A 25,322-nucleotide genomic window follows, 5' to 3' on the forward strand; every position below is an offset into this window, starting at 1 on the left:
ATTTCCGTCTTGACCTGAACGCGCAGTTGCGGCTTCCTGCGCCGGTCGAATTACCTCTGGTGGAGAGATGCGTATTCTGGTGACGGGTGGGGCCGGTTTCGTCGGATCGAACCTTGCCTCCTTCTTCAAGCGCGACATGCCGGACGCCGATGTCGTGGCGCTCGACAACCTGCGGCGCCGGGGCAGCGAACTGGCACTGCCCCGGCTGAAGGCGGCGGGGGTGGAGTTCAGGCACGGCGACGTCCGCAACCCCGAGGATCTTGCCGAAGCGGGCGATTTCGACCTGATGCTGGAGTGTTCGGCCGAGCCGTCGGTCCATGCGGGCTATGGCGCTTCGCCGGCCTATGTCGTCAACACCAACCTCGTCGGCACGGTCAACTGCCTGGAGGCGGTGCGCCGGTGCGGTGCCGCGCTGGTCTTCCTGTCCACCAGCAGGGTCTATCCGATCGCCGGGCTCCGGGGTTTGCCGCTGGAGACGGTGGGCAGGCGCCTGGTGCCGGTCGCCGGTGCTTCGGGGCCGGGCTGGTCGGCGGCCGGGATCACCACGGCTTTCCCGATGGCCGGCAGCCGGTCGATCTATGGGGCGACCAAGCTGGCGTCCGAGTTCCTGATCGAGGAGTACGGCGCGATGTACGGACTGCGGGCGGTGGTCAACCGGTGCGGCGTGCTGACCGGCCCGTGGCAGATGGGCAAGGTTGACCAGGGCTTCGTCGTGCTGTGGGCGGCCCGGCACCTGTTCGGCGGATCGCTGGCCTACATGGGCTTCGGCGGGACCGGGGCGCAGGTGCGGGACATCCTGCACGTCGCCGACCTGTACGACCTGGTCCGGCTGCAGGTGGACCGGATCGGCGAGCATGCCGGCCGGACCTACAATGTCGGGGGCGGGGCAGGGGTGAGCGTCTCGCTGGCGGAACTGACGGACCTGTGCGTGCACCGCTGCCAGCGCGTCGTCGAGATCGGCCGCGATCCGGAAACCCGCGCCGCCGACATTCCGTACTATGTGACGGACAATGCCGAGGTGACCGCCGCGACCGGCTGGAAGCCGACGCGCGGGGTGGAGACGATCGTCGGCGACATCTTCACCTGGCTGGAGGCCCACAGCGCCGAGGTCCAGCCCATCCTGCGCTGAGGCTGACTGTCACGCATTCGATATGCATTTACCTTTCCTTATCCGTTACCTCCTACTTTTGGTCGATCCGGCATAGCGACCCATTGCCGCAGGAGGAGAAGCCCCCATGAAGGTTCTTTTCAGCAATCCGCCCTGGTGGCTGGAGCAGGCCACCGTCAGCCAGAACGGGACTTCCCGCGACATCTGCCTTGCGGGCATCCGCGCCGGGTCGCGCTGGCCGCACACGATCCACACCTATTCGACGCCGGACAATTTCGTCTTCGGTGGCTACCTGCCGTACCCGTTCTTCATGGGCTACGCCACCACCTATGCCGCTCGGGCGACCGGGGCGGAGGTGGCGATGCGCGACAGCCTGGCGCTGCGCGAGAGCTATGCCAGCTATTTCAACCATCTTCGCGAAGTCAGGTACGACTATATCTTCATCGAATCGGCGTCGCCGAGCTGGGACCATGACGGCAAGATCATCTTCGCGATCAAGAAGGTCGTCCCGGAAGCCCGGATCGTGGTGACCGGCCCGATCTCCTCCAAGGGCAAGGAGATCATGGAGAATTTCCCGGTCCATGCGGTGATCAAGGGCGAGTACGAGAAGGGATCGGTCAGGGTCCTGGAAGGGGAGGAGGGCGTGATCGAGCACGACCTGCTGACCCTGGAGGAGATGAACAACGCCCCGTTCCCGTATTACGACGAGGTGATCGCCCACCGTTACTGGGACGACAACCCGCGCGGCCAGACGGCACCCCACGCCCAGGTCTGGTCGAGCCGGGGGTGCCCCTTCAAGTGCATCTTCTGCGTCTGGCCGGCGACCATGACCGGCAACGACCCGGACGGCACGGCCAAGCGCACGGTGCGCCACTACTCGCCCGACTACATGGAAGCCTTCCTGTCCGAGCTGGTCGGCAAGTACGGCTACAGCTCGATCTATTTCGACGACGATACCTTCAACATCGGCAACGCCCACGTGCTGAAGATGTCGGAGGTGATGACCCGGATCGGCCTGCCCTGGTCGGCGATGTGCCGGGCCGACACCTCGCGCATGGAAAGCTGGAAGGTGATGCGGGACTCCGGCTGCTACGGGGTCAAGCTGGGGTTCGAGTCCGGCAACCAGTGGGTCGTGGACAATATCGTCAACAAGCACCTGGACCTGGAATACGCGACCAAGGTGGTCCACGAGATCAAGAGCCTGGGCATGACCTGCCACGGCACCTTCACCTACGGCCTGCCGGGCGAGACCAAGGAGCAGATGCTGGACACCAAGCGGTTCATCGCCTCCCTGCCGCTCGATACCTGGCAGGAATCCGGCTGCGCCGCGATCGAGGGCACGCCCCTGTCCAACCTGGAGGAGGAGAAAGTCCAGAAGGTCTTCCCCGGTGCCGTCGCCGACGACAATTACGTGGTCGAGGCGGACGGCGCCAAGAAGTGGCGCGAGTTGGCGTTCAGCCTGGCGAATTCCTGACCCTGTCCGGCTCCGGCCAGGGCAGCACCGTGAGGTGCGGCCAAAGCTCGCGCCAGCGCGCCACCTTGGCCGCATAGATTTCCGGTATCCAGAGGGCAGCGTTCGGCGCGAGCGTGCCGGATCCCGACGGCGGTGCTCCGACAGGGGAAACTGCCGATGCCATCGTCGAGGGCGGTCACGGGCGGATAGGGAATGCCGAAACTCCCCGGGTACCGGAGCGGTACGCGCGCCTGGTTGCGGATCTCGACCGTGACGCCAATCCAGGCTGCCGCGCCCGATCGAGGATCGCCGCGTTCCAGGATTTGGCGAAGACATGGTCGAGGAGCAGGCGGATCTCCACCTCCCCATTCGGCATAGACACCCCAGTGACGTCGAGTCGCTTTCGCCCGGCGGCTGTTTCCGCTAGGAATGCGCGTCCCTCCAGTATCCAGGTCATTCTTCATCCGCCATGCCAAACGGCCCTCTCTCGCTCTATCGGACCCGTCGGGGTACCGGCACCCTGAAGGCCGATGCCGCGCAGGAATATGCGGCCCAGAGGCTGCAGTCGCTGTACCAGGGCCTGAAGGACTACAGGCCCGCCATGGGCAAGGTCGGCTGGCGCGCCCGGTTCGGGCTGACGCGCCGACCCGACCCCGCTCCGCAGGGGCTGTATATCTATGGCGACGTCGGTCGCGGCAAGTCCATGCTGATGGACCTGTTCTTCGAGACGGCGCCGGTGGAACGGAAGCGCCGGGTCCATTTCCACGCCTTCATGATCGAGGTGCATGACCGCATGCACCGGCAGCGCCAAGCCTCGAAGGAGGAGGGCAACTCCGGCGGCAAGAGCGTGGACGAGACGATTCCCGACCTGGCGAAGGCGCTCGCCGACGAGGCGTGGCTGCTGTGCTTCGACGAGTTCCACGTCACCGACATCGCCGACGCCATGATCCTGGGGCGGCTGTTCACGTCGCTGTTCGACCTGGGCGTCGTGGTCGTGGCGACGTCGAACTGGCCGCCGGACGACCTCTACAAGGACGGGCTCCAGCGCGACCTGTTCCTGCCGTTCATCCGGCTGCTGAAGGAGAGGGTGGACATCGTCGAGCTCACGGGCCCGACCGACTACCGGCGGGACCGGTTCAAGGGCGCCAAGGTCTATTACTGCCCTCAGGGTCCGGCGACCGACCGGGCGCTGGCGGAGCTGTTCGACAGCCTGACCGAGGGAGCCGTGGCGACCCATTGCAACCTGACCACCCAGGGCCGCAAGGTGGACGTCCCGAAGGCGGCCAAGGGCGTCGCCTTCTTCAGCTTCCACGAATTGTGTGCCCGGCCGCTCGGGTCGGCCGACTACCTCGCGATCGCGACCCATTTCCACACCGTCATCATCGACCGGGTGCCGAAGATGAAGGAGGCGCAGCGGAACGAGGCCAAGCGCTTCATGACGCTGATCGACGCCCTGTACGAGCACAAGGTGAAGGTGATCATCGCCGCCGCCGGCCCGCCGGAAAGCCTGTACAGCGAGGGCACCCACGCCTTCGAGTTCCAGCGCACCGTCAGCCGCCTGATGGAGATGCAGGCGGAGGATTACCTGGCGCTGGACCATCTGACCTGAGTGGACGGACTCCGCCTTCCAGTCACTGACTGCGATCGACCGTCTGCGTCGTGGTCGGGCGCTCCATCAGCGGCTGGATCACCGGCGCCAGCGACTTCAGCAGCTGCGAGGGCAGGGCGCTGGTGAACTTGTAGCGGGCGGCTTCCGGCCCGGCGACGTGAGCGGTGATGGTGCCGAAGAAGCGGTCGCCGATGAAGAACACGAAGGTCGCGGTTCGGGCCATGACCCGGTCGGCGTAGCGGTGGTCGCCGGTGCCGGTCTTGCCGCCGATGGGGAGCACCTGGCCGTCCGGGGCAGTGAAGGCGCCGCGCACGCGGCGCGCCGTGCCGTTCTCCACCACGTCCTGCAGGGCGCGCCGGACCGTCGCCGTGATCTCCGGCGCCAGCACCCGCTCGCCGGGCTTCTGGTCGAAGCCGAGGACCGCTTCATAAGGCGTTCCGGTCGCGAAATGAAGGCGCTCCACCCGCAGCGTCGGCACCCGGATGCCGTCGGACACGATGATTCCCATCAGGTCGGCCAGCGCGCCGGGACGGTCGGCGGAACTGCCGATCGCGGTCGCGTAGGAGGGGGTCAGGCTGTCGAACGGATAGCCCAGCCGCTTCCAGGACTTGTGGATGCGCTGGAACGCCTCGGCTTCGAGCAGGATGCGGATTCGGGTGTCCTGGGCATGCTTGCGGCTGGTCTTGAACAGCCAGGCATAGGTCTCCTGCCGCTCGTCGGCGCTGGCCTGTAGCACTTCGCTGCGCTTCGCCTCGGGATGGTGCTGAAGATGCTCCACCAGCCAGAGCTGGAGCGGATGGACCCCGGTGATGTAGCCCCGGTCGGCCAGGATCCACTTGTCCTTGGCGTACTTGTCGAACAGCCGTTCCACCACCTGGTCGGTCAGCTCGCTCTTGGGCAGGCGGTCCCGCATGAAGCGGGTGAACTCGGCGAGGCTGGCCTTGGGGCGCACCGACAGGAAGGCGGTCGCGAGGCGGTGCGGAACCGGACGCACCCGCGTCGCGAGGAGCGCCAGCGCCTCGTCCGGCGTCTTGCCGCGATAGTCCGTGTAGAACCGGTTGAGGAAATGGCTGCCTTCCTTGTCGGCGAACTGCTCCAGATAGGCCTGGCGCGCCGGGTTGGACGGATCGGTCAGCAGCGTGCCGCCGGCATCCTCGGCGCCCTCGGCGACATAGTACTGGACGATATCCCGCATCATGCGGATGAAGGGCAGGTTGATGGAGCTGCGGAGCGACTCGGTCACGGTCGGGATCGAGCCGTTGTCCTTGTCGTCGAAATTGACGAAGCTGTGGACGCCGCCGCCGGTGAAGAAACGCTCGCCGGGACTGGCGGAATAGCGCCGCTCCATGGCGGCGGCCAGCAAGGTGGCGAGGCTGCGGTCTGCAGCGTCGGACAGGTATGTGGAGACCCAGCGCGTCAGGTTGTCGGTCGCGTCCAGCGACACCGAGCGGAGCTGCTGGCGGGGCAGGTGGCCGTAGCGTCCGTGCAGTTCCGAAATGATCTCCAGGTAGGTGATCAGCGTCCGCAGCTTGGCGGTCGAGCCCAGGTCGAGCTTGGCGCCCTCGTTGATGTCCAGCGGCCGGTCCAGGTTGTCGGCCTGGATGCGGACATAGTTGGCGTTGGGACCGCGCTCGTACAGCATGACGCTGTAGATCACCTTGTGCAGGTCGTTCTTGCCGGAGTCCAGCAGGCGGAAGCCCGCCATTCCCAGCGTCTCGATGAAGCTGGGCTCGTTCAGCTTGGACAGCACCTCGACCATGCGCTGCTGGGTCGGGCCGTCCAGGCTGGTTTCCGCCGTCAGGTCGTAGCGGTCGAGCTGGTACAGGCTGGGGACGTTCAGCATGCCGAGCAGGCGGGTCCGGATCGCGTTCGCCGCCTTCTGCTCCACGAACGAAACGGGTGGCGGAAGCGGTGCATCGTTCCGGAAGCGCAACTTGATCTCGAGCGCCGCGTCGCGCAGGTCCGCGGAGATCGTGCCCTGGGACGCGAGGAGCCGCAGGTGGCTGTCGGCCAGCTCGTTCAGCGAATTGCGGTCCGCGATCAGGTAATGGGTCGGCCGGCGCTGGGCCAGCAGCAGGCTCAGCACCTGCTTGTAGATCTCCGCCTGGCGGAGCCGTTCCAGGCCGTTGCGGGGCGTCTGCTTCAGGATCGCGTTGGCGTCCTTGAAATCCGTGCCGTACCAGGCCCACAGGCCGTCGCCCAGCCCGTTGACCTCGCCGAAGCCGAGGCGGGCGGTCAGCGGCGTGGAATTCAGATAGTCGACGACGATGCGCCGGCGGGCGAAGGTGGTGTCCTGGCCGTCCAGATAGGCCCGCACGCTGGCCGAGATCATCTGGCGCAGCTTCTCGGTCGCCCCCGAGGTCTGGCCGTCGGGCGAGTGGCGGTACTTCTCGATCTGGGTCGCCAGGGTGCTGCCGCCGGGGATGCGCATGCCGGGATTGAGCCACTGGGCGGGCAGCCCCAGGATGGCGAGGGCGAAGCGGTCCCACTCGACCGCGGGGTTCCGCTTCGGGTAGGTCGGGTCGAGCAGTTCCCGGTTCTCGATGAAGAGCAAGGTGCCGACCACCAGGGGCGGCACGGAGTCGAAGTCGTCGTAGACCCGCTCGGGATAGCGGGCCGTATAGAGGATCGACCCGTTGCGGTCCTTGAGGGTCAGGCCGGCGCGGGTCTTCTCGCGGAACACCGCGAAGCCGCCGTACTCGACGAAGTCGGCCAGCTCGGGCGAGGTCCGGGCCTGCTGCTCGATCCGGAAGCCGTTGCCGGTGAGCGCGTCGATCGCCTTCGGGATCTCGGTATAGCCGAGCCGCTCGTTGTAGGGACCCTGGGTCGGGTACTTGACCAGGGTGCTGGCGCCCGGCTCGACCTGATACGTGAGCTTCTCGCCGTACTTGGTCAGAACCCCCGCCTGCAACCAGGAGGTCCGCATCTCCTGGTAGCCGACCCAACCGGTGCCCGTGGCTGCGGCGACAAGCACTCCACAGATCAGCCAGCGCTCCCAACCGAAGCGACGCATCAAGACATGCCTTCCCGAAACAATATTGGCACCGGTCCGAAACGATCGCCGGATCGGCTTTATCAAAGGCTAGGCTGGCGTGGTTAACAAACTGTTTTCAGCGGTACTTCCACTTCCGAAAAGGTCAGGTGTCCCTATTATGTGACACCTGATGGATGAGACCTCCGGCCGGGCATGGAACGACTTCAGGAAGCCGATGTGAAACATTTTAGATAAACCGACTCACTTCGTCGGACTCACCGCGAAAGCCCGGGGTCTCTTCGGCGGCACTCCCGGACAATACAGCCATAGAGTGCGGAATCATGTGAATGCGTTCATACCCGAACACCCCCGGATCGGGCATGATGGCCCTCAGTTGCCCGTCGGCAGCAAGCGGGAGCGATCTCAGATCAGCCGGGACCATGACCCGGCTTCTCCGTCAGAGGAGACCCCGGATTGGACTAGGCTCCACCGTCCGTAGACACTGCCCTGGCCGCGGGCGGTGGAGCCTCGTCGATCAAGCGTCATACAGGAAGCCACGCGACCGCCGATGGGCCGGTCACCGTCCCGGTGTCCCCAGCGCCGCCTCCAGCGCGGCGATGAAGGCGCGGACCTTGGGCGGCACCAGCCGGGGGCTCGGATAGACCGCCCAGATCGAGATTTCCTGCGGGTTCAGCGCCTCGAAATCGATCCGGACCAGGGCGCCGGAGGCCAGTTCCGTCACGACGTCCCAGCGGGACAGCAGGGCGATGCCCAGGCCGCCGATGCAGGCCTCGCGGATCGCCTCCACGCTGTTGCTCGCGAAGCGTCCCGAGACGCGCACTTCCCGTGCCTTTCCCGGGGCGTCGAATGGCCAGGACCCGGTGCCGCTCAGCACCAGGCACTCGTGCTCGGCCAGTGATTCCACGGTATGGGGAGTTCCGCAGCGCTCCAGGTAGGACGGGGCCGCGCACAGCACCCGCGTGTTCGGCGCCAGCCGGCGGGCGATCAGCGTGGACTCTCGCAAGCGCCCGATGCGGACGGCGACGTCGATCCCGGCGGCGACGATATCCACCACGCTGTCGGTCAGCTCCAGGTCGATGCGCAGGTCCGGGTTGGCGTCGAGCAGGGCCGGAACGAGCGGGGCCACCACCTTCCGGCCGAATGAGGCCGGCGCCGTCACCCGGAGCAGGCCGCTGACCCCCTGTTCGGCCGGAGCCAGGCTGGCGCGCGCCGCCTCCTCGATCTCCAGCATGGCCTGGGCATGGGGCAGGAAGGTCTCCCCCTCGGGGGTGAGGGAAACCGACCGTGTCGTCCTGTGCATCAGGCGGACGCCGAGACGTTCCTCCAGCGAGGCGAGGCGCCGGCTGGCGACGGTCGGGGTGACGCCCAGCCGGCGCGCGGCACCCGACAGGCTGCCGGCCGCGACCGCCTGGACCAGGACCGAGAGTTCGTCCGTTTCCATGGATTGTGTCGTATTCCGATAAACCGGTTTGTCAGAATAGGGTGGTACAACGGATTCCGCCACAGTGCCATGTGACGTGACGAACTTCTTTGCCTCAGGGAATCCAAGCATGTCAGTCGAGTCCCTCTTCACGCCGGTCCGTGTCGGTGCCGTCAGCCTGTCCCACCGCATCGTCATGCCGCCGCTGACCCGCATGCGGTCGCGCCAGCCGGGCGACGTGCCGCAGCCGATGAACGCCCAGTACTATGCGCAGCGGGCCACCCAGGGCGGCCTGATCATCGCCGAGGCGACCGACGTGTCGGAACAGGCCCGGGGCTATCCCGGCGCTCCCGGCATCTACTCGGCCGAGCAGGTGCAGGGCTGGCGTCTGGTGACCGATGCCGTGCATGCCAAGGGCGGCGTGATCTTCCTCCAGGTCTGGCACACCGGCCGGATCTCGCACTCGTCCATGCAGCCGGGCGGTGCCCTGCCGGTGGCCCCGTCGGCGGTCGCCGCCGCCGGGACGCACATGACCAGGACCTTCGAGCCGGTCGCCTTCGAGACGCCCAGGGCGCTCCGCGAGGACGAACTCCCCGGCATCGTGGATGATTTCCGCCGCGCCGCGGTCAATGCCCGGGAAGCCGGCTTCGACGGCATCGAGATCCATTCGGCCAACGGCTACCTGATCGACCAGTTCCTCCAGACCGGCACCAACCGCCGCAAGGACCGCTATGGCGGCTCCATCGGGAACCGCGCCCGCCTGCTGCTGGAGATCGTCGACGCCGTGGGCGCCGCCTGGAGCTCCGACCGCGTCGGCGTGCGGCTGTCCCCCTGGGGCCGCTTCAACGACATGAGCGACGAGGACCCGGGCGCCCTGTTCGACCACGTCACGACGGAACTGGGCACGCGGGGCCTGGCCTACCTGCACCTGGTGGAGCCGCGGGCCGACCAGAACAGCGACACCAACGCTCTCGACCCCGAGGCGCCGGACGCCTCGTCGCGGTTCAAGAAGAGCTTCGGCGGCACCATCATCGCGGCCGGCGGCTTCACGCGGGAGACGGCGCCCCAGGCCGTCGCGGAGGGCAAGGCCGACCTGGTGGCGTTCGGCCGCCTGTTCGTCGCCAACCCGGACCTGGTCGAACGGCTGCGGCGCGGCGCCCCGCTCAACCGCTACGACCGTCCGACCTTCTATGGCGGCGACGCGCGCGGCTATATCGACTATCCGGCGCTCGCGGACGCCTGAGCGCGGACCGAGGAGCGCGAACGCAACTCCGGGGCGGTTCCGGCGGTTCTTCTGATCCAGGCCGAGTGCCTGGATCAGGCAAGACTCGTCGTCAAGGACCGAAATGGCCGGAACTGCTCCACCCCGCTGGTTTCATCCCCTGGTCGGCGCCGACCGCGCCACTCTCCGATGGGCGCTGTCGGCCAACGGACCGATAGCGCCCGAGCGCCGGGCCGCCGTCTGGGCGACGCGGATCGGCGCCACCTACCGCCGGCCCTTCGTGGCGTTGGAGAAGAGGCGGGTGCGGCGGCGTCTGGCCGAGGCCCCGCCGATGGCGCCGCCGGTCTTCATCGTCGGGCACTGGCGCAGCGGCACCACCCACCTCTACAACGTCCTCAGCCGGTCGCCGCAATGGGGCTGGGTGCCGCCCTTCGCCGCCGCGCTGCCGTGGGATTTCCTGGGCATCACCGGCCCGATCCGGACGATCCTGGAAGAACATCTGCCGAGCGACCGGCTGATCGACAACATCCCCGTGACACCCGACTCGCCGCAGGAAGACGAACTGCCGCTGGCCCTGATGACCAGCGTCTCCTACTACCACGGCCTGTTCTTCCCCAGCCGTTTCGAGGAGCATTTCAACCGCGGCATCTTCTTCGACGGCTGCACGGATGAGGAGATCGCGCAGTGGCGCGCCGCCTTCGGATATTTCCTGGACAAGGTCTCGCTGATCCGGCCGGGCCTTCCGCTGCTGCTGAAGAACCCGGTGCACTCCGCCCGCATCCCGCTGCTCCGCGCGATGTGGCCGGAGGCCAAGTTCATCCATATCCACCGCAATCCGTTCGTGGTCTATCCTTCGACGCGCCGGACCTTCGCCACGCTTTTGAGCAGTTTCGCGCTGCAGGACCCGTCCCGAGTGGACCTGGACCGGATCGTGCTGGACCTCTATCCGCGGCTGATGGACAGGCTGCTGGCCGACGCCGCGGCCTTGCCGGAAACACATTACGCCGAGATCCGCTTCGAGGATTTCGAGCGGCAGCCGATCGCGGAACTGGAGCGGGTCTACCGCACGCTCGGATTGCCGGGCTGGCCCGAGGCGGAGCGGCATTTCCAGGTCTATCTCGACGGTATCCAAGGTTACGCCAAGAACCGCCACCGGTACCCGCCCGACGAGGTGGACCGGGTTGGCCGGCACTGGGGCGCCCTGATCGACCGCTGGGGCTACGCGCCGCCTGCCGGATAGGGATGGCGATGGCCTGGATGCCTGATGGCCTGGACAAACGAGAAGGCGCATTTCCGGCCGGACGGCGCTATCGTCCTGTCCCCTGGACATCATCGGGTGACCGCCAATGACCGATCCCCTGCTTCGCCTCCACTCGGAAACCGTCCGGCCGGAATGGATCGACTACAACGGCCACATGAACGTCGCCTACTACGTGCTGGCGTTCGACCACGCGACCGACCGCCTGCTCGACCACGCCGGCCTGGGTGCGGCCTATGTGAAGGCGGAGAACCGGTCGGTCTTCGTGCTGGAGATGCACGTGACCTACGAACGGGAGGTCAGGCAGGGCGACCCTCTGGCCTTCGCCACCCGCATCCTCGGCGTCGACGGGAAGCGGGTCCACCTGATGCACGCCATGCATCACGGCACGGAGGGGTGGCTGGCGGCCACCAACGAACTGGTGCTGATGCATGTCGATCTGGGGGCCCGGCGTTCATGCCCCCTGCCGGATGCGGCGCGCCTGCTGCTGGACGAGGTGCGGGCCTCCCAGTCCGGCATGCCGGTGCCGCCGCAGGTCGGCCGGGTGATCGGCCTCGGGACGTGGAAGCCGGACCGCCCGTCCGGGTGAAATCGTCCGTACGATCGCCGTAATCCGAGATTAGTTTGGCTTCCGCGTTTGTGTGACCTATCTAGGGCATCATGAAGCGTACCATCTCCGCCGTGCTCGCGGCAGCCCTCCTCGCCATTTCCACCTCCAGCGCCTTTGCCGACTGCACCGACCCGGCGGCACCGGATGTCAATTGGCGGCGGTGCTATCTGGACGGCCGGGATCTCCGCAAGGTCAACCTGCAGGGTGCCATGCTGCGCGATGCCGGCTTCACGAGGACGAAGCTGGGCGATGCCAACCTGACCGGCGTGGATGCCTATCGCGCCAAGTTCTTCAGTGCGAACCTGGCCGGAGCCACGTTGGACGAGGCCCGGCTGATCGAGGCCGACCTTACGCGGGCCGTCCTGACCGGAGCCTCCCTGGTGAACGCCGACCTGCGCAACGCCCGGTTCATCGATGCCAATCTGCGCAACGTCAACCTGACGGGCGCCCGGCTCCAGGGGACGGATTTCCGCAATGCCGACCTGACCGGGGCGACCTGGGTGGACGGCAGGATCTGCGTCGAACCGTCCATCGGGCAATGCAACTGATGCCGCATGATTCCGGCGATGGTATCGACGCTTGCAAGTTCCTACTCCTTAGGTCATAGCCTACGCCCGAAGTTCAGGTTCTGGCGGGGATGGCGGCATCATGGAGCAGGCGAGCAACTGGGCCGATCGTGCGATGGCGCGGATGGCTGCCGAATCGCTGCCGCCCACGCCCCAGCATTTCGCCGTCTGGTACAGCTATTACAGCGGCGATCTGCCCGACCTGACCCGCGCCGTCGACAAGCTGGCGGAGGGCGGACAGGCGCTCACGGCCGAGCACATGGCGGAACTCCACGACAGGTTCTTCAGCCTGGACCACGAAAAGCAGGCCATTCGCGAGGCGGGCGCCCGGATCCAGGGCGCGCTGAGCCATCTGCTGGACCTGCTGCGCGCGTCCGGCGCCGGCAGCGACCGTTACGGCAAGGCGCTCCAGCATTTCGGCGAGCGCGTGGAAGTGCGGGAGTTGGAGCAGCTCAGCGCATTGGTCGATGCGATCGCTGCGGAAACGCAGCTGATGGCCGAGCATAACCGCAAGCTGCACAGCCAATTGCAGTCATCCAGCAGCCAGATGGACGAGCTGCGCCGCAACCTCGACGTCGTCCGCCAGGAAGCGATCACCGACTCCCTGACCGGGCTGTTCAACCGGCGTCTGTTCGACGCGTCCCTGGCCGAGGCCGTGGCCCGGGCGGCCCAGACCGGCCGTCCGCTGAGCCTGCTGATGACGGATATCGACCATTTCAAGCAGTTCAACGATGCCCATGGCCACACCATCGGGGACCATGTGCTGGCCCTGGTCGCGCGGACGGTCAAGGAGTCCATCAGGGCGACCGACACGGCGGTCCGCTACGGCGGCGAGGAGTTCGCCGTGATCCTGCCGGACAGCCGCGTGGCCGACGCGGTCAGGATCGGCGAGCAGATCCGGAAATCCGTCGCCTCCAAGAAGCTGGTCAACCGGTCGAAGAACGTGACGCTGGGCACCATCACCCTGTCGGTCGGAGTAGCCCAGCTCGCCCGCGACGAGGCGGCGGCGGACCTGATCAAGCGGGCCGACACCGCGCTCTATGATGCCAAGCAATCCGGGCGCAACCGGGTCGTGGCGACGGGGACTCGGGACAGGGATACGGGGCAGGGCGGCTAGACCCGATCCCGGGAAAGTCGCGTGACGCCGGTCAGGCCGGCTTGCGCGGCTTTGCGCCGCGGTTGTTGATCGCTCCCAGCAGCCCGGTCGCCGGAGGTGCGCTCGGCCGAGGCGCGCGCAGCTTGGGCAGCTTCATGGTGCTGGTGGCTTCCAGGGCCGCGTCCGTGGCGTCGTCCGCGATCCGGCGCCGCACGTCGGGCTCCAGCGTCGCGAAGGCGCGCGACGCGAAGTCCATGCCGATCTGGGACCGCGTCTGCTGGACCTGGCGCAACGCCTTGGAAACCAGCGTGCACTCCAGGGAGGTCATCCCGCTGAAACGATCCAGAACGTCGGCGAGGATCCCGATGGCTTGAATCGTATGGTCGTCATCGAGGCGCAAGGACGGCATGGGCGACTCCGGTCAACAATCGCTATCTTCTAACATGGGCCGCCGGGTCCGGTCGAGGGTAACCCACCCCTTTTGAGCGCTCGGCGTACGATTGTCATCGTGGTCGCTCCAGATCATGTCAGGAACCTTCAACAAGTCCTTAAACTCGGGACCGCCGGCGGAGTATAGTCCTGCCCATGTCCGATCCATTCCACTATGACGACCCGCTGAACGACGCCGTTCCGGCGGTCTCACCGGCGACGGCCCCGGCCGCGCAACGCTTTCGCTACTTCGACGGCCTGAACGAGGTTCAGCGCGAGGCGGTCGAGACGCTGGACGGCCCCGTGCTGGTGCTGGCCGGCGCCGGCACCGGCAAGACCCGCGTCCTGACGACCCGGCTGGCCCACCTGCTGATGACCCGGCGGGCGTCGCCGTTCCAGGTGCTGGCCGTGACCTTCACCAACAAGGCCGCGCGCGAGATGCGCGAGCGGGTCGGCGCGCTGATCGGCGCCCCGACGGAGGGCTGGTGGATGGGCACCTTCCACGCGCTCGCCGCCCGTATCCTGCGCCGCCACGCCGAGCTGGTGGGGCTGAAGAGCAACTTCACCATCCTGGACAGCGACGACCAGATCCGGCTGGTCAAGCAGCTCCTCAAGGCCGAGAACATCGACGACAAGAAATGGCCGGCCCGCGCCGTGCTCGGCGTCATCGAGCGGTGGAAGGACCGGGCGCTGACGCCGGACAAGCTGAAGCCGCAGGATGGCGGCGACATGGCGGGCGGCCGCGTGGTCCAGCTCTACCGGACCTACCAGGAGCGGCTGCAGAGCCTGAACGCCTGCGATTTCGGCGACCTGCTGCTGCACAACATCACCCTGTTCCAGGCGAACCCCGAGGTGCTGGCCGATTATCAGCAGCGATTCCGCTACCTGCTGGTCGACGAATACCAGGACACCAACGTTGCCCAATATCTCTGGTTGAGGCTGCTGGCCCAGAAGCACAAGAACATCTGCTGCGTCGGCGACGACGATCAATCAATCTATGGTTGGAGAGGGGCAGAGGTCGGCAACATCTTAAGGTTTGAGAACGACTTCCCCGGCGCGAAGGTGATCCGGCTGGAGCAGAACTATCGTTCCACCGGCCACATCCTTGCCGCGGCGGCAGGCGTCATCTCGAACAACCAGGGGCGGCTGGGCAAGACGCTGTGGACGCGGTCCGACCATGGCGAGCGGGTCAAGGTCAGGGCATTGTGGGACGGCGAGGAGGAGGCCCGCTGGATCGGCGAGGAGATCGAGGCGCTTCAGCGCGCCAAGGTGCCGCTGAGCCAGATCGCGGTCCTGGTCCGCGCCGGCTTCCAGACCCGCGAATTCGAGGAGCGCTTCATCACGCTGGGCCTGCCGTACCGCGTCATCGGCGGGCCTCGCTTCTACGAACGGCAGGAGATCCGCGACGCGATGGCCTATCTGCGCATCGTCGTCCAGCCGGACGACGATCTGGCGTTCGAGCGGATCATCAACGTGCCCAAGCGCGGCGTCGGCCCCGCGACCATCCAGCAGCTCTACCAGCTCGCCCGCGCCCGCGGCATTCCCCTGACAGAGGCGACGTGGCAGCTTGTCCAGACCGACGAGCTGAAGCCGAAGATGCGGACGACGCTGCGCAACCTGATGACCGACTTCGACCGCTGGCGGACCCTCGGGGCCAATACGCCGCACACCGACCTGGCCCAGATGGTGCTGGACGAGTCGGGCTATACCGACATGTGGAAGGCGGACAAGACGCCGGAGGCGCCGGGCCGGCTGGAGAACCTGAAGGAACTGGTCGCGGCCATGGGCGAGTTCGAGAATCTCGCCGGGTTCATGGAGCATGTCAGCCTGGTGATGGACAATGCCGAGGCGAGCGGCACCGAGATGGTCAGCGTGATGACCCTGCACGGCGCCAAGGGGCTGGAGTTCGACTATGTCTTCCTGCCCGGCTGGGAGGACGGCCTGTTCCCCAGCCAGCGCTCCATGGACGATACCGGCATCGCCGGGCTGGAGGAGGAGCGCAGGCTGGCCTATGTCGGGCTGACCCGCGCGCGGCGGCGCGCCCATGTCAGCCATGCCGCCAACCGGCGGATGCACGGCTCCTGGGTCACGGCGATCCCCTCGCGCTTCGTCGGCGAACTGCCCGAGCAACACATCGAGACCGATGCCGCACCCGGCCTGTCCGCCGCGCCCGCGCCCACCTTCGGCGGGGCAGGCGGGTTCGGGAGCAGCTTCGGCGGCGGTTTCCGGGATTTCGGCGGCGGCTTCGCGTCCAGGCCGCAGCGCCAGCCCCCCGGTCCCCGCACGGGTCCGGTGATCGAGGGCAGCGCCTTCGAGGTGTCGCCCCGGAAGCGGCCGGACCAGCCGCTGAAGCGCGGCATGCGGGTGTTCCACCAGAAGTTCGGCTATGGCACCGTGAAGGCGGTCGACGGCGACAAGCTGGAGATCGACTTCGAGCAGGCCGGCACCAAGAAGGTGCTGGACAGCTTCGTCGTTCCGGCGGAGAAGGCCGGCTGAGCCGTTCGGCGCCGAAAGGTGCGGCCCTTCCGTTAACGCTTCCGCAAACAAACCCGCTGTTCAATGGCCCGATCGGGATTGCCGGTCGGGTACCGGCGGCCGACCATGTCTGGTGGGCGGGGTGGATGATCAAGAATCGCCAGATAAATTATGAAACCCTGGTCTGCCGGGAGGGACGCTGGCTCATCCACTGCATCGTTCCGGAGGAGGAGGACGCGGTCGCGATCGGCCGCCACCTCCTGTCGGAACCCGGCATCGAGGAGTTCAAGGTCGTGCGCAACCGGACCATGCTGTCCGGCTTCACCACCAAGCGGGAAATCCTCCACGAGATCCGGCCGCCGGTGAAGGAAAAGGCCATGGTGATCAAGGGCCGGATCGACCGCCCCGTGGTCTGCGAGCAGCTGGACGACATCTACGGCTTCCAGAGCCGGATGATCATGGGGCGGCTGTTCCGCCTGTTCCTGGACAAGTACCAGATCACCGCGTCCGAACTCCTGCACAACTGGACCTACCTGCGCAAGCTGTCCGAAGCGGGCAACATGATCCATGCGGCGGTCCATCAGGTCGCGATGGCGCAGGCGAACGAATTCAACATCCCGGCAAAGGACCGCATCCGGCATGTCGAGGGCCTGGTCCACCAGGCGATGAACCGGTCCCGCGACTTCTACGCCGAGCGGCGGCGGCTTCCCCGGTTCGAGACCGCCAACCTCGACCATGTCAGCCGGCGGATCCATGCCCGAAGCGGGCCTGAGAACTGGTCCTTCACGATGCTGTGCCTGCTGGCCCAGCATCTGATGGGTTACGGCTCGGTCGGCGGCAAGATGGAGATGCTGCTGACCCTGATGACCGAGGATCTGGATCCCGGCCTGAACACCCTGTTCGAAGGCGTCGTCGCCGACGCGCTGGTCACCTCCGACATGGTGAAGGACCTGATCGGCCCCCGGGCGAACCTCGCCGAATCGCTCTGCGCCCTGGCCGATTTCCTGCACGGGCGCAGCGATCCCAAGCAGCTGAGTCCCAACCTGGCCAGGATAGGTGCCCTGATCTCGCGCGGTGCCGGCGAGAACTGCCGCCTCGTCCTGCTGGAACGGCTGATGTCCGAACTGAAGCGGGACCATCCGCTCGACCGCAAGTGTCCCGAGGCCGACGGCGCGCTTCTGGAAAGCGTGATCGAGCATCTGCGCGGCCCCGACGGGGAACTGCTGGGCGGCGATGCCGCGGAAGCCGCCATATCCGCGCGGCTGGTCCGGCAGCGCCAGGCATTCCTTCGCGATCTCGGCATGATCGAGGTCGCCGACCAGCTTCCGGGCAAGTGGAAGCCGAACGTCGTGTAGGCACGGGGGCAAGGACGGGGGCGCCGGACGGGGCGCCTTGCGCCCGCTCCGGCCATCGCCCATAAACGCGGCTTCCCTCAACGCCGGGTTTTCCGTGTCATGACCATTCCCGATCTCTGGCGCATCGCGCTCACCGTGCCCGAAAACCTGGTGGCCTTCTTCGCCGACGCCGTGGGCGACCATGCGGTCTCGGTCTCGACCTTCGAGGTCGAGGAGGGGGTGAGCTGGCTGGTCGAGGCGATCTCCCACGGGGAGCCCGACCGGGCCTGGCTGACGGCGCGGATCGCCGTCCTGGCGGAGGCGATGGGAATCGCCGAGCCCGAGATGGTGATCGAGCCGGTCCCCCAGCTCGACTGGCTCACCCGGTCGTACAAGAGCTTTCCGCCGATCCGCGCCGGGCGCTGCTTCATCTACGGTTCGCACCACGAGGGCGGGGTGCCGCCGTCCTCCGTCGGGCTGCTGGTCGACGCGGCGACGGCCTTCGGATCCGGCGAGCATGCGACGACCTACGGCTGCCTGGTGGCTCTGGACCGGCTTTCCAGGCGTTTCCCGGTCCGGCGGGCGCTCGACATGGGCTGCGGGTCGGGAATCCTGGCGCTCGCGATCGCCAAGCTCTGGCATGTCCCGGTCGTGGCTTCCGACATCGACGCCGAATCGGTGCGCGTCACCCGCCTGAACGCCCGGCGCAACCAGGTTTCCTCCCTTGTCCGGGCGGTCGGCGGCAACGGCTACAAGGTGGACGCGGTCCGGCGGGGCCGGCCCTACGACCTGATCGCCAGCAACATCCTGGCCCGGCCGCTGGCCCGCATGGCACCGGACCTGCGCCGCGCCCTCCGGCCCGGCGGCTACGTGGTGCTGTCGGGATTGCTGGACCGGCACGAGAACTGGGTGCTGGCCGCCCACCGGTCCCAGGGACTGCGGCTGGTCGGCCGGATTCCGGTCGGCGAGTGGCGGACTCTCGTCCTGCGCGGCTGAGGCCCGTCCGGGAAGTCCCGCTTCACGCCGGTATTCGTCCTTGCGCGGCTGGGGAGGGGGTTCTAGCCTTCCGTACTGCAGGCAGTTTCGGCAACCAGAGGAAGGTTCCCCCGTGGAGGGCATCGCGACGGCTTCGGGCGAGTATGGCGGAGACGGCTCCCTTGACCGGCTGCTGAAGCAGGCCGGGCTGGGCCGCTCGGCGGCGGATATCAGGGCCCTGGTCGCCGGGGTCGTCGCGGCCCCGGCGGGAACCGACCCGGACGCTTGGCTCGAACTGCTGGGAGGGGCACGCCTGCCGGCTGCCCTGGTCGCGGAACTGAGGGCGCTGCGGGCCGCGATGGCGGCGGAACGGCATTCCCGGCTGGTCGCCGTCCCCGACCATGCCGCCCGCGTCGCGGCGTTGCGGACCGAGCTGTCCAGGCGCGGACTGTCGGGGTTCGTGGTGCCCCGGTCGGACGAGCACCAAGGTGAATATGTCCCGGCACGCGCGGAGCGGCTTGCCTGGATCTCCGGGTTCACCGGATCCGCCGGGCTGGCCGTCGTGCTGCTCGACCAGGCCGCCATCTTCGTCGACGGGCGCTACACCCTGCAGGTCCAGGCGGAGGTCTCGCCCGCGCTGTTCCAGTACAAGCACCTGACCGAGGATCCCCATGCCGAATGGATCGCCGCGGCGCTGGCCCGGGGCGGCCGTCTCGGATATGATCCCTGGTTGCACACGGTCGGCTGGGTCGAGCGCCTTCGCGCCGTGATGGGGCGCGTTGGCGGAGACCTGCTGGCGTGCCCGGACAACCCCGTCGATGCGGTCTGGCCCGACCAGCCGCCGGCGCCCCTCGCTCCCGTGGTGCCCCACGACCTGCGTTTCGCCGGCAAGCCGGCGGCGGAAAAGCAGGCCGACGTGGCGATGGCCCTGAAACAGGCCGGGCACGCGGCGGCGGTGCTGACGCAGCCCGACTCGATCGCCTGGCTGCTCAACATCCGGGGCGGCGACGTCCCGCACACGCCGCTCCCGCTGTCCTTCGCGATCATCGACGACGAGGGCGCCACGGATCTCTTCGTCGACCGCCGCAAGCTGGTGCCCGGCCTCGAGGAGCATCTGGGCAACCGCGTGGCGATCCGCGAGCCGGACGAGTTCGGTCCGGCGCTCGACCGCTTCGGCGGGATGGCCGGCGCGAAGGTGAGGGTCGATCCGGCCTCCGCCGCCGCCTGGATCTTCGACCGGCTGCTGCTGGCCAATGCCAAGGTGGAGCGCGACTCCGATCCCGTCATGCTGCCGAAGGCGCGCAAGAACGAGGTCGAGCTGGCGGGCGCCCGCGCGGCCCATGCGCGCGACGCCGTCGCGGTCACCCGCTTCCTGGCATGGCTCGCCTCGGCCGGTCCCACGGGCGAGGTGGGCGAGATCGCGGCCGCGGCCAAGCTGCTCGACCTGCGGCGCGGGGGAGACCTGTTCCGCGACCTCAGCTTCGAAACCATCTCCGGATACGGGCCCAACGGCGCCATCGTCCACTACAGGGTATCCCCCAGGACCGAGCGGCGCCTCGCCCCCGGCAGCCTGTACCTGATCGACAGCGGCGCGCAGTACCTGGACGGCACCACCGACATCACCCGGACGGTTGCGATCGGCGAGCCGACTCCCGAGATGCGGGAGCGCTTCACGCTCGTGCTGAAGGGGCACATCGCCATCGCGACGGCCCGCTTCCCCAAGGGCACGACCGGGTCCCAGCTGGACAGCCTCGCCCGCCACGCCCTGTGGCAGAAAGGCCTGGATTTCGACCATGGCACCGGCCACGGCGTCGGAAGCTATCTCAGCGTCCACGAGGGGCCGCAGCGGATCTCGAAGGTCGGCAACACGGTCGCGCTGGAGCCGGGCATGATCCTGTCCAACGAGCCCGGCTATTACCGGACCGGCGCCTACGGCATCAGGATCGAGAACCTCGTCGCGGTCCAGCCCTGCGCGGACCTGGAAGGCTCGGAGCGGCCCATGCTGTCGTTCGAGACGCTGACCCTGGCCCCGATCGACCTGGCACTGGTCGAGCCGGCCCTGCTGACCTCGGCGGAGATCGCGTGGCTCAATGCCTATCACGCCCGCGTCCGCGAGGCCCTGGTGCCGCAGCTTGACCCCGCGACCGCCGCCTGGCTGATCCAAGCGACCGATCCGGTCATGGCCTGAACGCCGGCGCTTCGCCGGAACAGGTCCCGGTATGCGGGCCGGGTCGGCGAATGGGCATATGCGCGCCGGTTTAAACGCAATATTTACGCTCGCACAGCATGGTGGACGCTGCAGCATTCGGCCGTAGCCGTCGGGTCGCATGCTGCCGCGAGTTCTTCGAATGGCGGCGTCCGGATCGGCGGAGTCCGGGCGCTGCTGATGGAATGGGCGGGTCGCGGCGACCGGACGGATCGCGTGGCACGGCCATCGTCAACGGATGTATTTTGGAGCACACCATGAAGATCCTTGTGGTCGATGATTATGCAACCATGCGGCGTATCGTCCGTAACCTGCTGACTCAGATCGGTTATTCCGATATCGAGGAAGCTGGCGACGGCGTCACCGCGCTCGCCAAGCTGCGCGAGAGCAAGTTCGGCCTGGTGATCTCCGACTGGAACATGGAGCCGATGACGGGTCTTCAGCTTCTCAAGGAGATCCGCGCCGACAACAAGCTGAACGGCACGCCCTTCATCATGGTCACCGCCGAAAGCAAGACCGAGAACGTCGTTGCCGCCAAGGAAGCCGGCGTCAACAACTACATCGTCAAGCCTTTCAACGCCGACACGCTGAAGCAGAAGATCCAGTCCGTCATCGGTGGGTGACGGGCACGGGTACGGGGGCGGTGGTGGACAGGCTGTTGCAGCTCACCGAAGACGAGTTCGAGCATATCGAGGATACCGTCGCGCGCACCGCGAAGGGCCGTGCCTTTCTGCGGCGCTACGCCCAGCGTGCTCAGGGCGGCGTGGCGGATGATATCCGGATCATGCTCGAACAGATGCGGTGCCTGCTGACGCAGGGAGCTCCGATCTCCGGCGGAGCGTCGCATCTCGAGGTCCTGCGGCGCGAACTGCTGGAGATGGCCGGCTCGATCGAGAAGGCCCGCCGCGAAGTCGCGGCACTCCAGCCCCCGGACAGCGGCAACAACAAGATCCTTTCGGCGACGAACGAACTGGACGCCATCGTCTCGGCGACCGAGCGGGCGTCGTTCGACATCCTCAATTCCGCCGAACGCCTGATGGACCTGGGCGCCAAGCTTCGCAAGGGCGAGGCCGACCCCGATCTCTGCACCGAAGTCGAGTCGGAGGTGATGAACATCTTCACCGCCTGCTCCTTCCAGGACCTGACCGGGCAGCGCACGAGCAAGGTGGTGAACGCCTTGCGCTACATCGAGCAGCGCGTCAACGCGATGATCGCGATCTGGGGCGTGGAGGGCGTGAAGCCCGCCGACGAGGTCCCCGACGTCTTCATCGACAAGCGACCCGATGCGCACCTGCTGAACGGCCCGGCCCTGGACGGCCAGGGAGTCAGCCAGTCGGACGTGGATGCCCTCTTCGCCGATCCACCGCCGGCACCGGCCCCGCCGCCGAAGCCCGCCAAGGCGGCAGCCCCGGTTCCGCCGCCACCTCCGGTTCCGGTGACGCCAACGCCCGCGCATCCGCCGGCCCCTCCCGCCGTCGCGGCTCCGGCTCCGCCGAAGGCTGCGCGCAAGGCGGAGAAGGCTCCACCGAAGCCGAAGGCCGCAGCCAAGCCGGCCCCCCCGCCGCCCGTCGAAAAGGCGGCCGTCCCGCCGGCTCCGCCCCCGGCACCCAAACCGCCGGCTCCGCCTCCGGTACCCAAACCACCTCCGGCACCGGAGCCGCCGGTCGTCGCGGCGCCTCCGCCGGCACCTCCGGCCCCTCCGCCGCCAGCACCTCCGCCGCCGCCAGCACCCCCACCGCCGTCTCCACCGCCCCCGGCCGCCGCACCCGCGCCGAAGGCGGCGCTGGACCAGTCCGCGATCGACGCCTTGTTCGGCTGAGAGCGCTTGACGAAGCGAACATACTGGTTTGTGCGAGTTCAAACGATTTTAACGAAATGCGGGTAACCTGACCCGCGTACGAGGCAAATCACGGTCCCGGTATCAAGCCGAGGGCCGCCGAAATGGCAGAAGGGGCAGGGGATGATGGTCGAGACTACCGGGCGGAGCGCGCGGAAGCCTTTCATGGCGGAATTGCAGCAAGCCCGGCGGGCCGCGGCACCCGGCGCCCCGCAGGCCGAACCCGCGGGCCTGATCGCCGGTCTGTCGTCGGACGCGGGGGCTCCCGCGGGCCCGATCTCCGTCGAGGTCGATCACACTCCCGTTCTTCGATCGATCGCGGAGCTTCATGCCAAATTCGACCGGTTCATGAGCAGCGACCGGACCGACATCGAGCAGATCCAGGTCGAGATCGCCGACATTTCCGGTCGGATCAAGGCGACCAAGGCGGAAATGGCGGCGCTGCGCCATCCACTGGCCAGCGAGGACAAGTTCCAGCAGGCGTCCGAAGAGCTGAGCGCCGTGGTGAGCGCCACGGAGGCGGCGACCAACACGATCATCTCCTGCACGGAGGAGATCGAGGAGATCGTCCAGGAACTGAGGGCGCAGCTGCCCGACGGCTACCAGTCGAGCCGCGTCAACGACATGAACGAGATGATCGTCCGGATCTTCGAAGCCTGCAACTTCCAGGATCTGACGGGGCAGCGCATCACCAAGGTGGTCCGCGCACTCTCCTTCATCGAGGAGCGGGTGGATGCCATGATGGGCGTCTGGCACAAGCGCGAGTTCGAAACCATGCCGCTGCCCCCCGGCATCGCCGCCAAGGACGGCGACCTGGAACTCCACGGCCCGAACAAGGTCGATCCCAACAAGGGCATGATCAGTCAGGCCGACATCGACGCGCTGTTCGGTTGACCCTGGGAGCAGTCGCCCCTCAGTTGTTCCTGCGCGGCGCGAAGACCGATTCGAGGGTCTGCGCGTCAAGGATGCGGTCGGCCCACATGTTCAGATCGTCGTCGGATGCCCGGAGCACGCGCTGGAGAGTAGTCTCCGGCACGGTTCCAAAGCGGCGGCGAAGCTGGCGCATCAGGATCTCGGCCTTACCCTCGGCTTTGCCCTCCGCCTTTCCTTCCGCTTTGCCCTGGACTTTGCCGATTTGGATGCCTTCTGCCATCCACTGTTCCGACGCGATCGACATGACCCTCTCCTCCTGGCCCGGCAGGATCTCTCCGAGCACCTCGCTCAGCAGCCCCGGCGGTATCTCGTTGGGCTCGGCGACAATGTAGCGCACGAGGGTTATCAAGTCATCGACGCTGAGGGCCGCCGCCGCGCGGCCGAGCGTCAGCAGCTTGGTCCGCAGGTCGCCGCCGGCGTCGCCATGTTTCAGGATCAGCAATCCTATCCGCAACGCCTTCTGGCGCGACAGGACGGCGTCGTCGATCCGGCCCAGGTCGGCCAGCGAGTAGCGGAAGTCCAACACATGCGGCCGCAACGCCTCGTCGTCGAAGTCGAGTGCGTCGGCGAAGCTGAGCGGCACCTGCCACTCGGACCGTCCGTGATAGACCACCAGCGGCATGATCAGCGGCAGACGCCGGTGCCCGCCTTCCGACGTCCCTTCCTCGTGCCGCAGCCACCATTCCCAGATCCGTACCATGTAGATCAGGAGTTGCAGACCGATGCCGGGGTCGGGAGAGGACTTGTGCTCGACCAGAACGAAGATGAAGGCGTGCCGGCCGTCCCGGGTGCGGACCCGGTAGAGACGGTCGGTGCGATACTCCCGCAGTTCGCCATCGACGAACGAAGTGTTCACCAACTCCGGCGCTTCCGGCCCGAGCCGGTCGGCGACCTCGGCCGGCAGCCGTTCCTTCAGCAATGCGCCGGCGGCGCCCGGCTGGTCGAGCAGGAGCTTGAAGAACGGTCGTGACGCCGGATGATGCGGGGTGACATGGGGTGGTTGCCGCCGTATGCGAAAGAATGCTTCCCATACGCGCAGCGGCGGCCGATCCGCAAGCATGCCGCGCATCCGGCCCGGCCTCCCGCCCTGCGGCATCTTCACACCGTCAGGTACCGCCTCACTTCAGTTTCCACCATGCCGGCTTTCGGGCCGGCCAGCACCACCTCGCCGCGGTCCATCACGGCGAAGTGGTCGGCGAGGTCGCGGGCGAACTCGAAATACTGTTCGACCAGCAGGATCGCCATGTCGCCGCGGTCGCCCAGCTTGCGGATCACCGCCTCGATCAGCTTGATGATGGAGGGCTGGATGCCTTCGGTCGGCTCGTCCAGGATCATCAGGCGCGGGCGGGTGACCAGGGCGCGGGCGATGGCGAGCTGCTGCTGCTGCCCGCCGGACAGGTCGCCGCCGCGCCGGTTCAGCATGGTCTTGAGCACGGGGAACAGCTCGAAGATCTCGTCCGGGATCGTGCGGTCCTTGCGGGGCAGGGGAGCGAAGCCGGTCTGGAGGTTTTCCAGCACGGACAGCCGCGGAAAGATCTCGCGGCCCTGCGGCACATAGGCGATGCCGCGCCGGGCGCGGTCGTGAGGCGACAGGCGGGCGATGTCCTGGCCCTCCCACAGGATACGGCCATGGCGGATCGGCTCCAGCCCCAGCACTGCGCGCAGCAGGCTGGTCTTGCCCACGCCGTTGCGCCCGAGCAGGCAGGTGACCGCGCCCTTCGGAGCGTTCAGCCCGACCCGGCGCAGGATATGGCTGGCACCGTAATAGAGGTCCACGTCTTCGACGGTCAGCATGA

General features: G+C 67.4%; 21 protein-coding genes. 15 read left to right on the forward strand and 6 right to left on the reverse strand.

Annotation, left to right across the window (positions count from 1 at the left end):
- Positions 1-67: 67 nt before the first annotated feature.
- Both JL101_RS08065 and JL101_RS08070 read left to right on the forward strand, forming a co-directional pair.
- Positions 68-1,129, forward strand: a complete 1,062-nt coding sequence (locus JL101_RS08065) for an NAD-dependent epimerase/dehydratase family protein (RefSeq protein ID WP_203099221.1) — start codon at positions 68-70, stop codon at positions 1,127-1,129.
- A gap of 106 nt (positions 1,130-1,235) precedes the next feature.
- Positions 1,236-2,582 carry a B12-binding domain-containing radical SAM protein gene (locus tag JL101_RS08070; protein ID WP_203099220.1) on the forward strand — a complete coding sequence of 449 codons (1,347 nt, stop codon included), beginning with the start codon at positions 1,236-1,238 and terminating at the stop codon, positions 2,580-2,582.
- Here JL101_RS08070 and JL101_RS36875 read toward each other — a convergent pair.
- Entirely contained in the window at positions 2,516-3,025 is a 510-nt protein-coding gene (locus JL101_RS36875; RefSeq protein ID WP_203099219.1) for a nucleotidyltransferase family protein, read from the reverse strand. The genes JL101_RS08070 and JL101_RS36875 overlap by 67 nt on opposite strands.
- Before the next feature lie 5 nt (positions 3,026-3,030).
- Here JL101_RS36875 and zapE point away from each other — a divergent pair, with 5 nt between their 5' ends.
- Entirely contained in the window at positions 3,031-4,170 is a 1,140-nt protein-coding gene (zapE, locus tag JL101_RS08075; protein ID WP_203099218.1) for a cell division protein ZapE, read from the forward strand.
- 22 nt (positions 4,171-4,192) lie between these two features.
- Here the strand turns inward: zapE and JL101_RS08080 are convergent, their stop codons facing one another.
- Entirely contained in the window at positions 4,193-7,183 is a 2,991-nt protein-coding gene (locus JL101_RS08080) for a transglycosylase domain-containing protein (protein ID WP_203099217.1), read from the reverse strand.
- Between the two features lie 538 nt (positions 7,184-7,721).
- The gene (locus JL101_RS08085; protein ID WP_203099216.1) at positions 7,722-8,606 is read right to left on the reverse strand and encodes a LysR family transcriptional regulator; all 885 of its coding nucleotides are present in this window, start codon (positions 8,604-8,606) and stop codon (positions 7,722-7,724) included.
- A 109-nt stretch (positions 8,607-8,715) separates the two neighbouring features.
- Between JL101_RS08085 and JL101_RS08090 the strand changes: the two genes are divergently transcribed.
- The 5 genes from JL101_RS08090 to JL101_RS08110 all read left to right on the forward strand — a co-directional run bounded on the left by JL101_RS08090 (position 8,716) and on the right by JL101_RS08110 (position 13,358).
- Complete coding sequence (locus tag JL101_RS08090) at positions 8,716-9,828, forward strand: alkene reductase (protein ID WP_203099215.1); 1,113 nt, start codon at positions 8,716-8,718, stop codon at positions 9,826-9,828.
- Between the two features lie 103 nt (positions 9,829-9,931).
- Positions 9,932-11,047, forward strand: a complete 1,116-nt coding sequence (locus JL101_RS08095) for a sulfotransferase family protein (protein ID WP_203099214.1) — start codon at positions 9,932-9,934, stop codon at positions 11,045-11,047.
- Between the two features lie 106 nt (positions 11,048-11,153).
- Complete coding sequence (locus JL101_RS08100) at positions 11,154-11,654, forward strand: thioesterase family protein (protein ID WP_203099213.1); 501 nt, start codon at positions 11,154-11,156, stop codon at positions 11,652-11,654.
- Between the two features lie 71 nt (positions 11,655-11,725).
- Complete coding sequence (locus JL101_RS08105; protein ID WP_203099212.1) at positions 11,726-12,223, forward strand: pentapeptide repeat-containing protein; 498 nt, start codon at positions 11,726-11,728, stop codon at positions 12,221-12,223.
- Positions 12,224-12,323: 100 nt separating this feature from the next.
- Positions 12,324-13,358 (forward strand): diguanylate cyclase, encoded by a 1,035-nt coding sequence (locus JL101_RS08110; RefSeq protein ID WP_203099211.1) that lies wholly within the window; start codon positions 12,324-12,326, stop codon positions 13,356-13,358.
- A 31-nt stretch (positions 13,359-13,389) separates the two neighbouring features.
- Here JL101_RS08110 and JL101_RS08115 read toward each other — a convergent pair whose 3' ends face one another.
- Complete coding sequence (locus tag JL101_RS08115; RefSeq protein ID WP_203099210.1) at positions 13,390-13,746, reverse strand: hypothetical protein; 357 nt, start codon at positions 13,744-13,746, stop codon at positions 13,390-13,392.
- 176 nt (positions 13,747-13,922) lie between these two features.
- Here JL101_RS08115 and JL101_RS08120 point away from each other — a divergent pair, with 176 nt between their 5' ends.
- The 7 genes from JL101_RS08120 (at position 13,923) to JL101_RS08150 (ending at position 23,487) form a co-directional block, all read left to right on the forward strand.
- Positions 13,923-16,262, forward strand: coding sequence for a UvrD-helicase domain-containing protein (locus JL101_RS08120; RefSeq protein WP_203099209.1), 2,340 nt, complete (start codon positions 13,923-13,925; stop codon positions 16,260-16,262).
- Positions 16,263-16,387: 125 nt separating this feature from the next.
- The gene (locus tag JL101_RS08125; RefSeq protein ID WP_203099208.1) at positions 16,388-17,596 is read left to right on the forward strand and encodes a hypothetical protein; all 1,209 of its coding nucleotides are present in this window, start codon (positions 16,388-16,390) and stop codon (positions 17,594-17,596) included.
- Between the two features lie 99 nt (positions 17,597-17,695).
- Positions 17,696-18,571, forward strand: coding sequence for a 50S ribosomal protein L11 methyltransferase (locus JL101_RS08130; protein WP_203099207.1), 876 nt, complete (start codon positions 17,696-17,698; stop codon positions 18,569-18,571).
- A 337-nt stretch (positions 18,572-18,908) separates the two neighbouring features.
- Positions 18,909-20,738, forward strand: a complete 1,830-nt coding sequence (locus JL101_RS08135; protein WP_228435477.1) for an aminopeptidase P family protein — start codon at positions 18,909-18,911, stop codon at positions 20,736-20,738.
- 275 nt (positions 20,739-21,013) lie between these two features.
- Entirely contained in the window at positions 21,014-21,379 is a 366-nt protein-coding gene (locus JL101_RS08140; RefSeq protein ID WP_037452520.1) for a chemotaxis response regulator CheY, read from the forward strand.
- Positions 21,380-21,414: 35 nt separating this feature from the next.
- Positions 21,415-22,575, forward strand: coding sequence for a protein phosphatase CheZ (locus JL101_RS08145; RefSeq protein ID WP_228435350.1), 1,161 nt, complete (start codon positions 21,415-21,417; stop codon positions 22,573-22,575).
- A gap of 183 nt (positions 22,576-22,758) precedes the next feature.
- Positions 22,759-23,487: a protein phosphatase CheZ gene (locus JL101_RS08150; protein WP_203099206.1), complete on the forward strand. Its 729-nt coding sequence runs from the start codon at positions 22,759-22,761 to the stop codon at positions 23,485-23,487.
- Between the two features lie 19 nt (positions 23,488-23,506).
- On the opposite strand, the gene JL101_RS08155 is transcribed toward JL101_RS08150, so the two are convergent.
- Positions 23,507-24,586, reverse strand: a complete 1,080-nt coding sequence (locus JL101_RS08155) for an Rpn family recombination-promoting nuclease/putative transposase (RefSeq protein WP_203099205.1) — start codon at positions 24,584-24,586, stop codon at positions 23,507-23,509.
- Positions 24,587-24,624: 38 nt separating this feature from the next.
- Complete coding sequence (gene urtE, locus JL101_RS08160; RefSeq protein ID WP_201072024.1) at positions 24,625-25,320, reverse strand: urea ABC transporter ATP-binding subunit UrtE; 696 nt, start codon at positions 25,318-25,320, stop codon at positions 24,625-24,627.
- Between the last annotated feature and the right edge of the window lie 2 nt (positions 25,321-25,322).

This window comes from Skermanella rosea (assembly GCF_016806835.2).
Lineage (GTDB): Bacteria > Pseudomonadota > Alphaproteobacteria > Azospirillales > Azospirillaceae > Skermanella > Skermanella rosea.

What these genes read in the sequence shown, in the direction of transcription:
- JL101_RS08065 (WP_203099221.1), top strand. Translation starts at nt 68, where the DNA reads ATGCGTATTCTGGTGACGGGTGGGGCCGGTTTCGTCGGATCGAACCTT.
- JL101_RS08070 (WP_203099220.1), top strand. Translation starts at nt 1,236, where the DNA reads ATGAAGGTTCTTTTCAGCAATCCGCCCTGGTGGCTGGAGCAGGCCACC.
- JL101_RS36875 (WP_203099219.1), bottom strand. Translation starts at nt 3,025, where the DNA reads ATGAAGAATGACCTGGATACTGGAGGGACGCGCATTCCTAGCGGAAAC.
- zapE (WP_203099218.1), top strand. Translation starts at nt 3,031, where the DNA reads ATGCCAAACGGCCCTCTCTCGCTCTATCGGACCCGTCGGGGTACCGGC.
- JL101_RS08080 (WP_203099217.1), bottom strand. Translation starts at nt 7,183, where the DNA reads ATGCGTCGCTTCGGTTGGGAGCGCTGGCTGATCTGTGGAGTGCTTGTC.
- JL101_RS08085 (WP_203099216.1), bottom strand. Translation starts at nt 8,606, where the DNA reads ATGGAAACGGACGAACTCTCGGTCCTGGTCCAGGCGGTCGCGGCCGGC.
- JL101_RS08090 (WP_203099215.1), top strand. Translation starts at nt 8,716, where the DNA reads ATGTCAGTCGAGTCCCTCTTCACGCCGGTCCGTGTCGGTGCCGTCAGC.
- JL101_RS08095 (WP_203099214.1), top strand. Translation starts at nt 9,932, where the DNA reads ATGGCCGGAACTGCTCCACCCCGCTGGTTTCATCCCCTGGTCGGCGCC.
- JL101_RS08100 (WP_203099213.1), top strand. Translation starts at nt 11,154, where the DNA reads ATGACCGATCCCCTGCTTCGCCTCCACTCGGAAACCGTCCGGCCGGAA.
- JL101_RS08105 (WP_203099212.1), top strand. Translation starts at nt 11,726, where the DNA reads ATGAAGCGTACCATCTCCGCCGTGCTCGCGGCAGCCCTCCTCGCCATT.
- JL101_RS08110 (WP_203099211.1), top strand. Translation starts at nt 12,324, where the DNA reads ATGGAGCAGGCGAGCAACTGGGCCGATCGTGCGATGGCGCGGATGGCT.
- JL101_RS08115 (WP_203099210.1), bottom strand. Translation starts at nt 13,746, where the DNA reads ATGCCGTCCTTGCGCCTCGATGACGACCATACGATTCAAGCCATCGGG.
- JL101_RS08120 (WP_203099209.1), top strand. Translation starts at nt 13,923, where the DNA reads ATGTCCGATCCATTCCACTATGACGACCCGCTGAACGACGCCGTTCCG.
- JL101_RS08125 (WP_203099208.1), top strand. Translation starts at nt 16,388, where the DNA reads ATGATCAAGAATCGCCAGATAAATTATGAAACCCTGGTCTGCCGGGAG.
- JL101_RS08130 (WP_203099207.1), top strand. Translation starts at nt 17,696, where the DNA reads ATGACCATTCCCGATCTCTGGCGCATCGCGCTCACCGTGCCCGAAAAC.
- JL101_RS08135 (WP_228435477.1), top strand. Translation starts at nt 18,909, where the DNA reads ATGGCGGCGGAACGGCATTCCCGGCTGGTCGCCGTCCCCGACCATGCC.
- JL101_RS08140 (WP_037452520.1), top strand. Translation starts at nt 21,014, where the DNA reads ATGAAGATCCTTGTGGTCGATGATTATGCAACCATGCGGCGTATCGTC.
- JL101_RS08150 (WP_203099206.1), top strand. Translation starts at nt 22,759, where the DNA reads ATGGCGGAATTGCAGCAAGCCCGGCGGGCCGCGGCACCCGGCGCCCCG.
- JL101_RS08155 (WP_203099205.1), bottom strand. Translation starts at nt 24,586, where the DNA reads ATGCTTGCGGATCGGCCGCCGCTGCGCGTATGGGAAGCATTCTTTCGC.
- urtE (WP_201072024.1), bottom strand. Translation starts at nt 25,320, where the DNA reads ATGCTGACCGTCGAAGACGTGGACCTCTATTACGGTGCCAGCCATATC.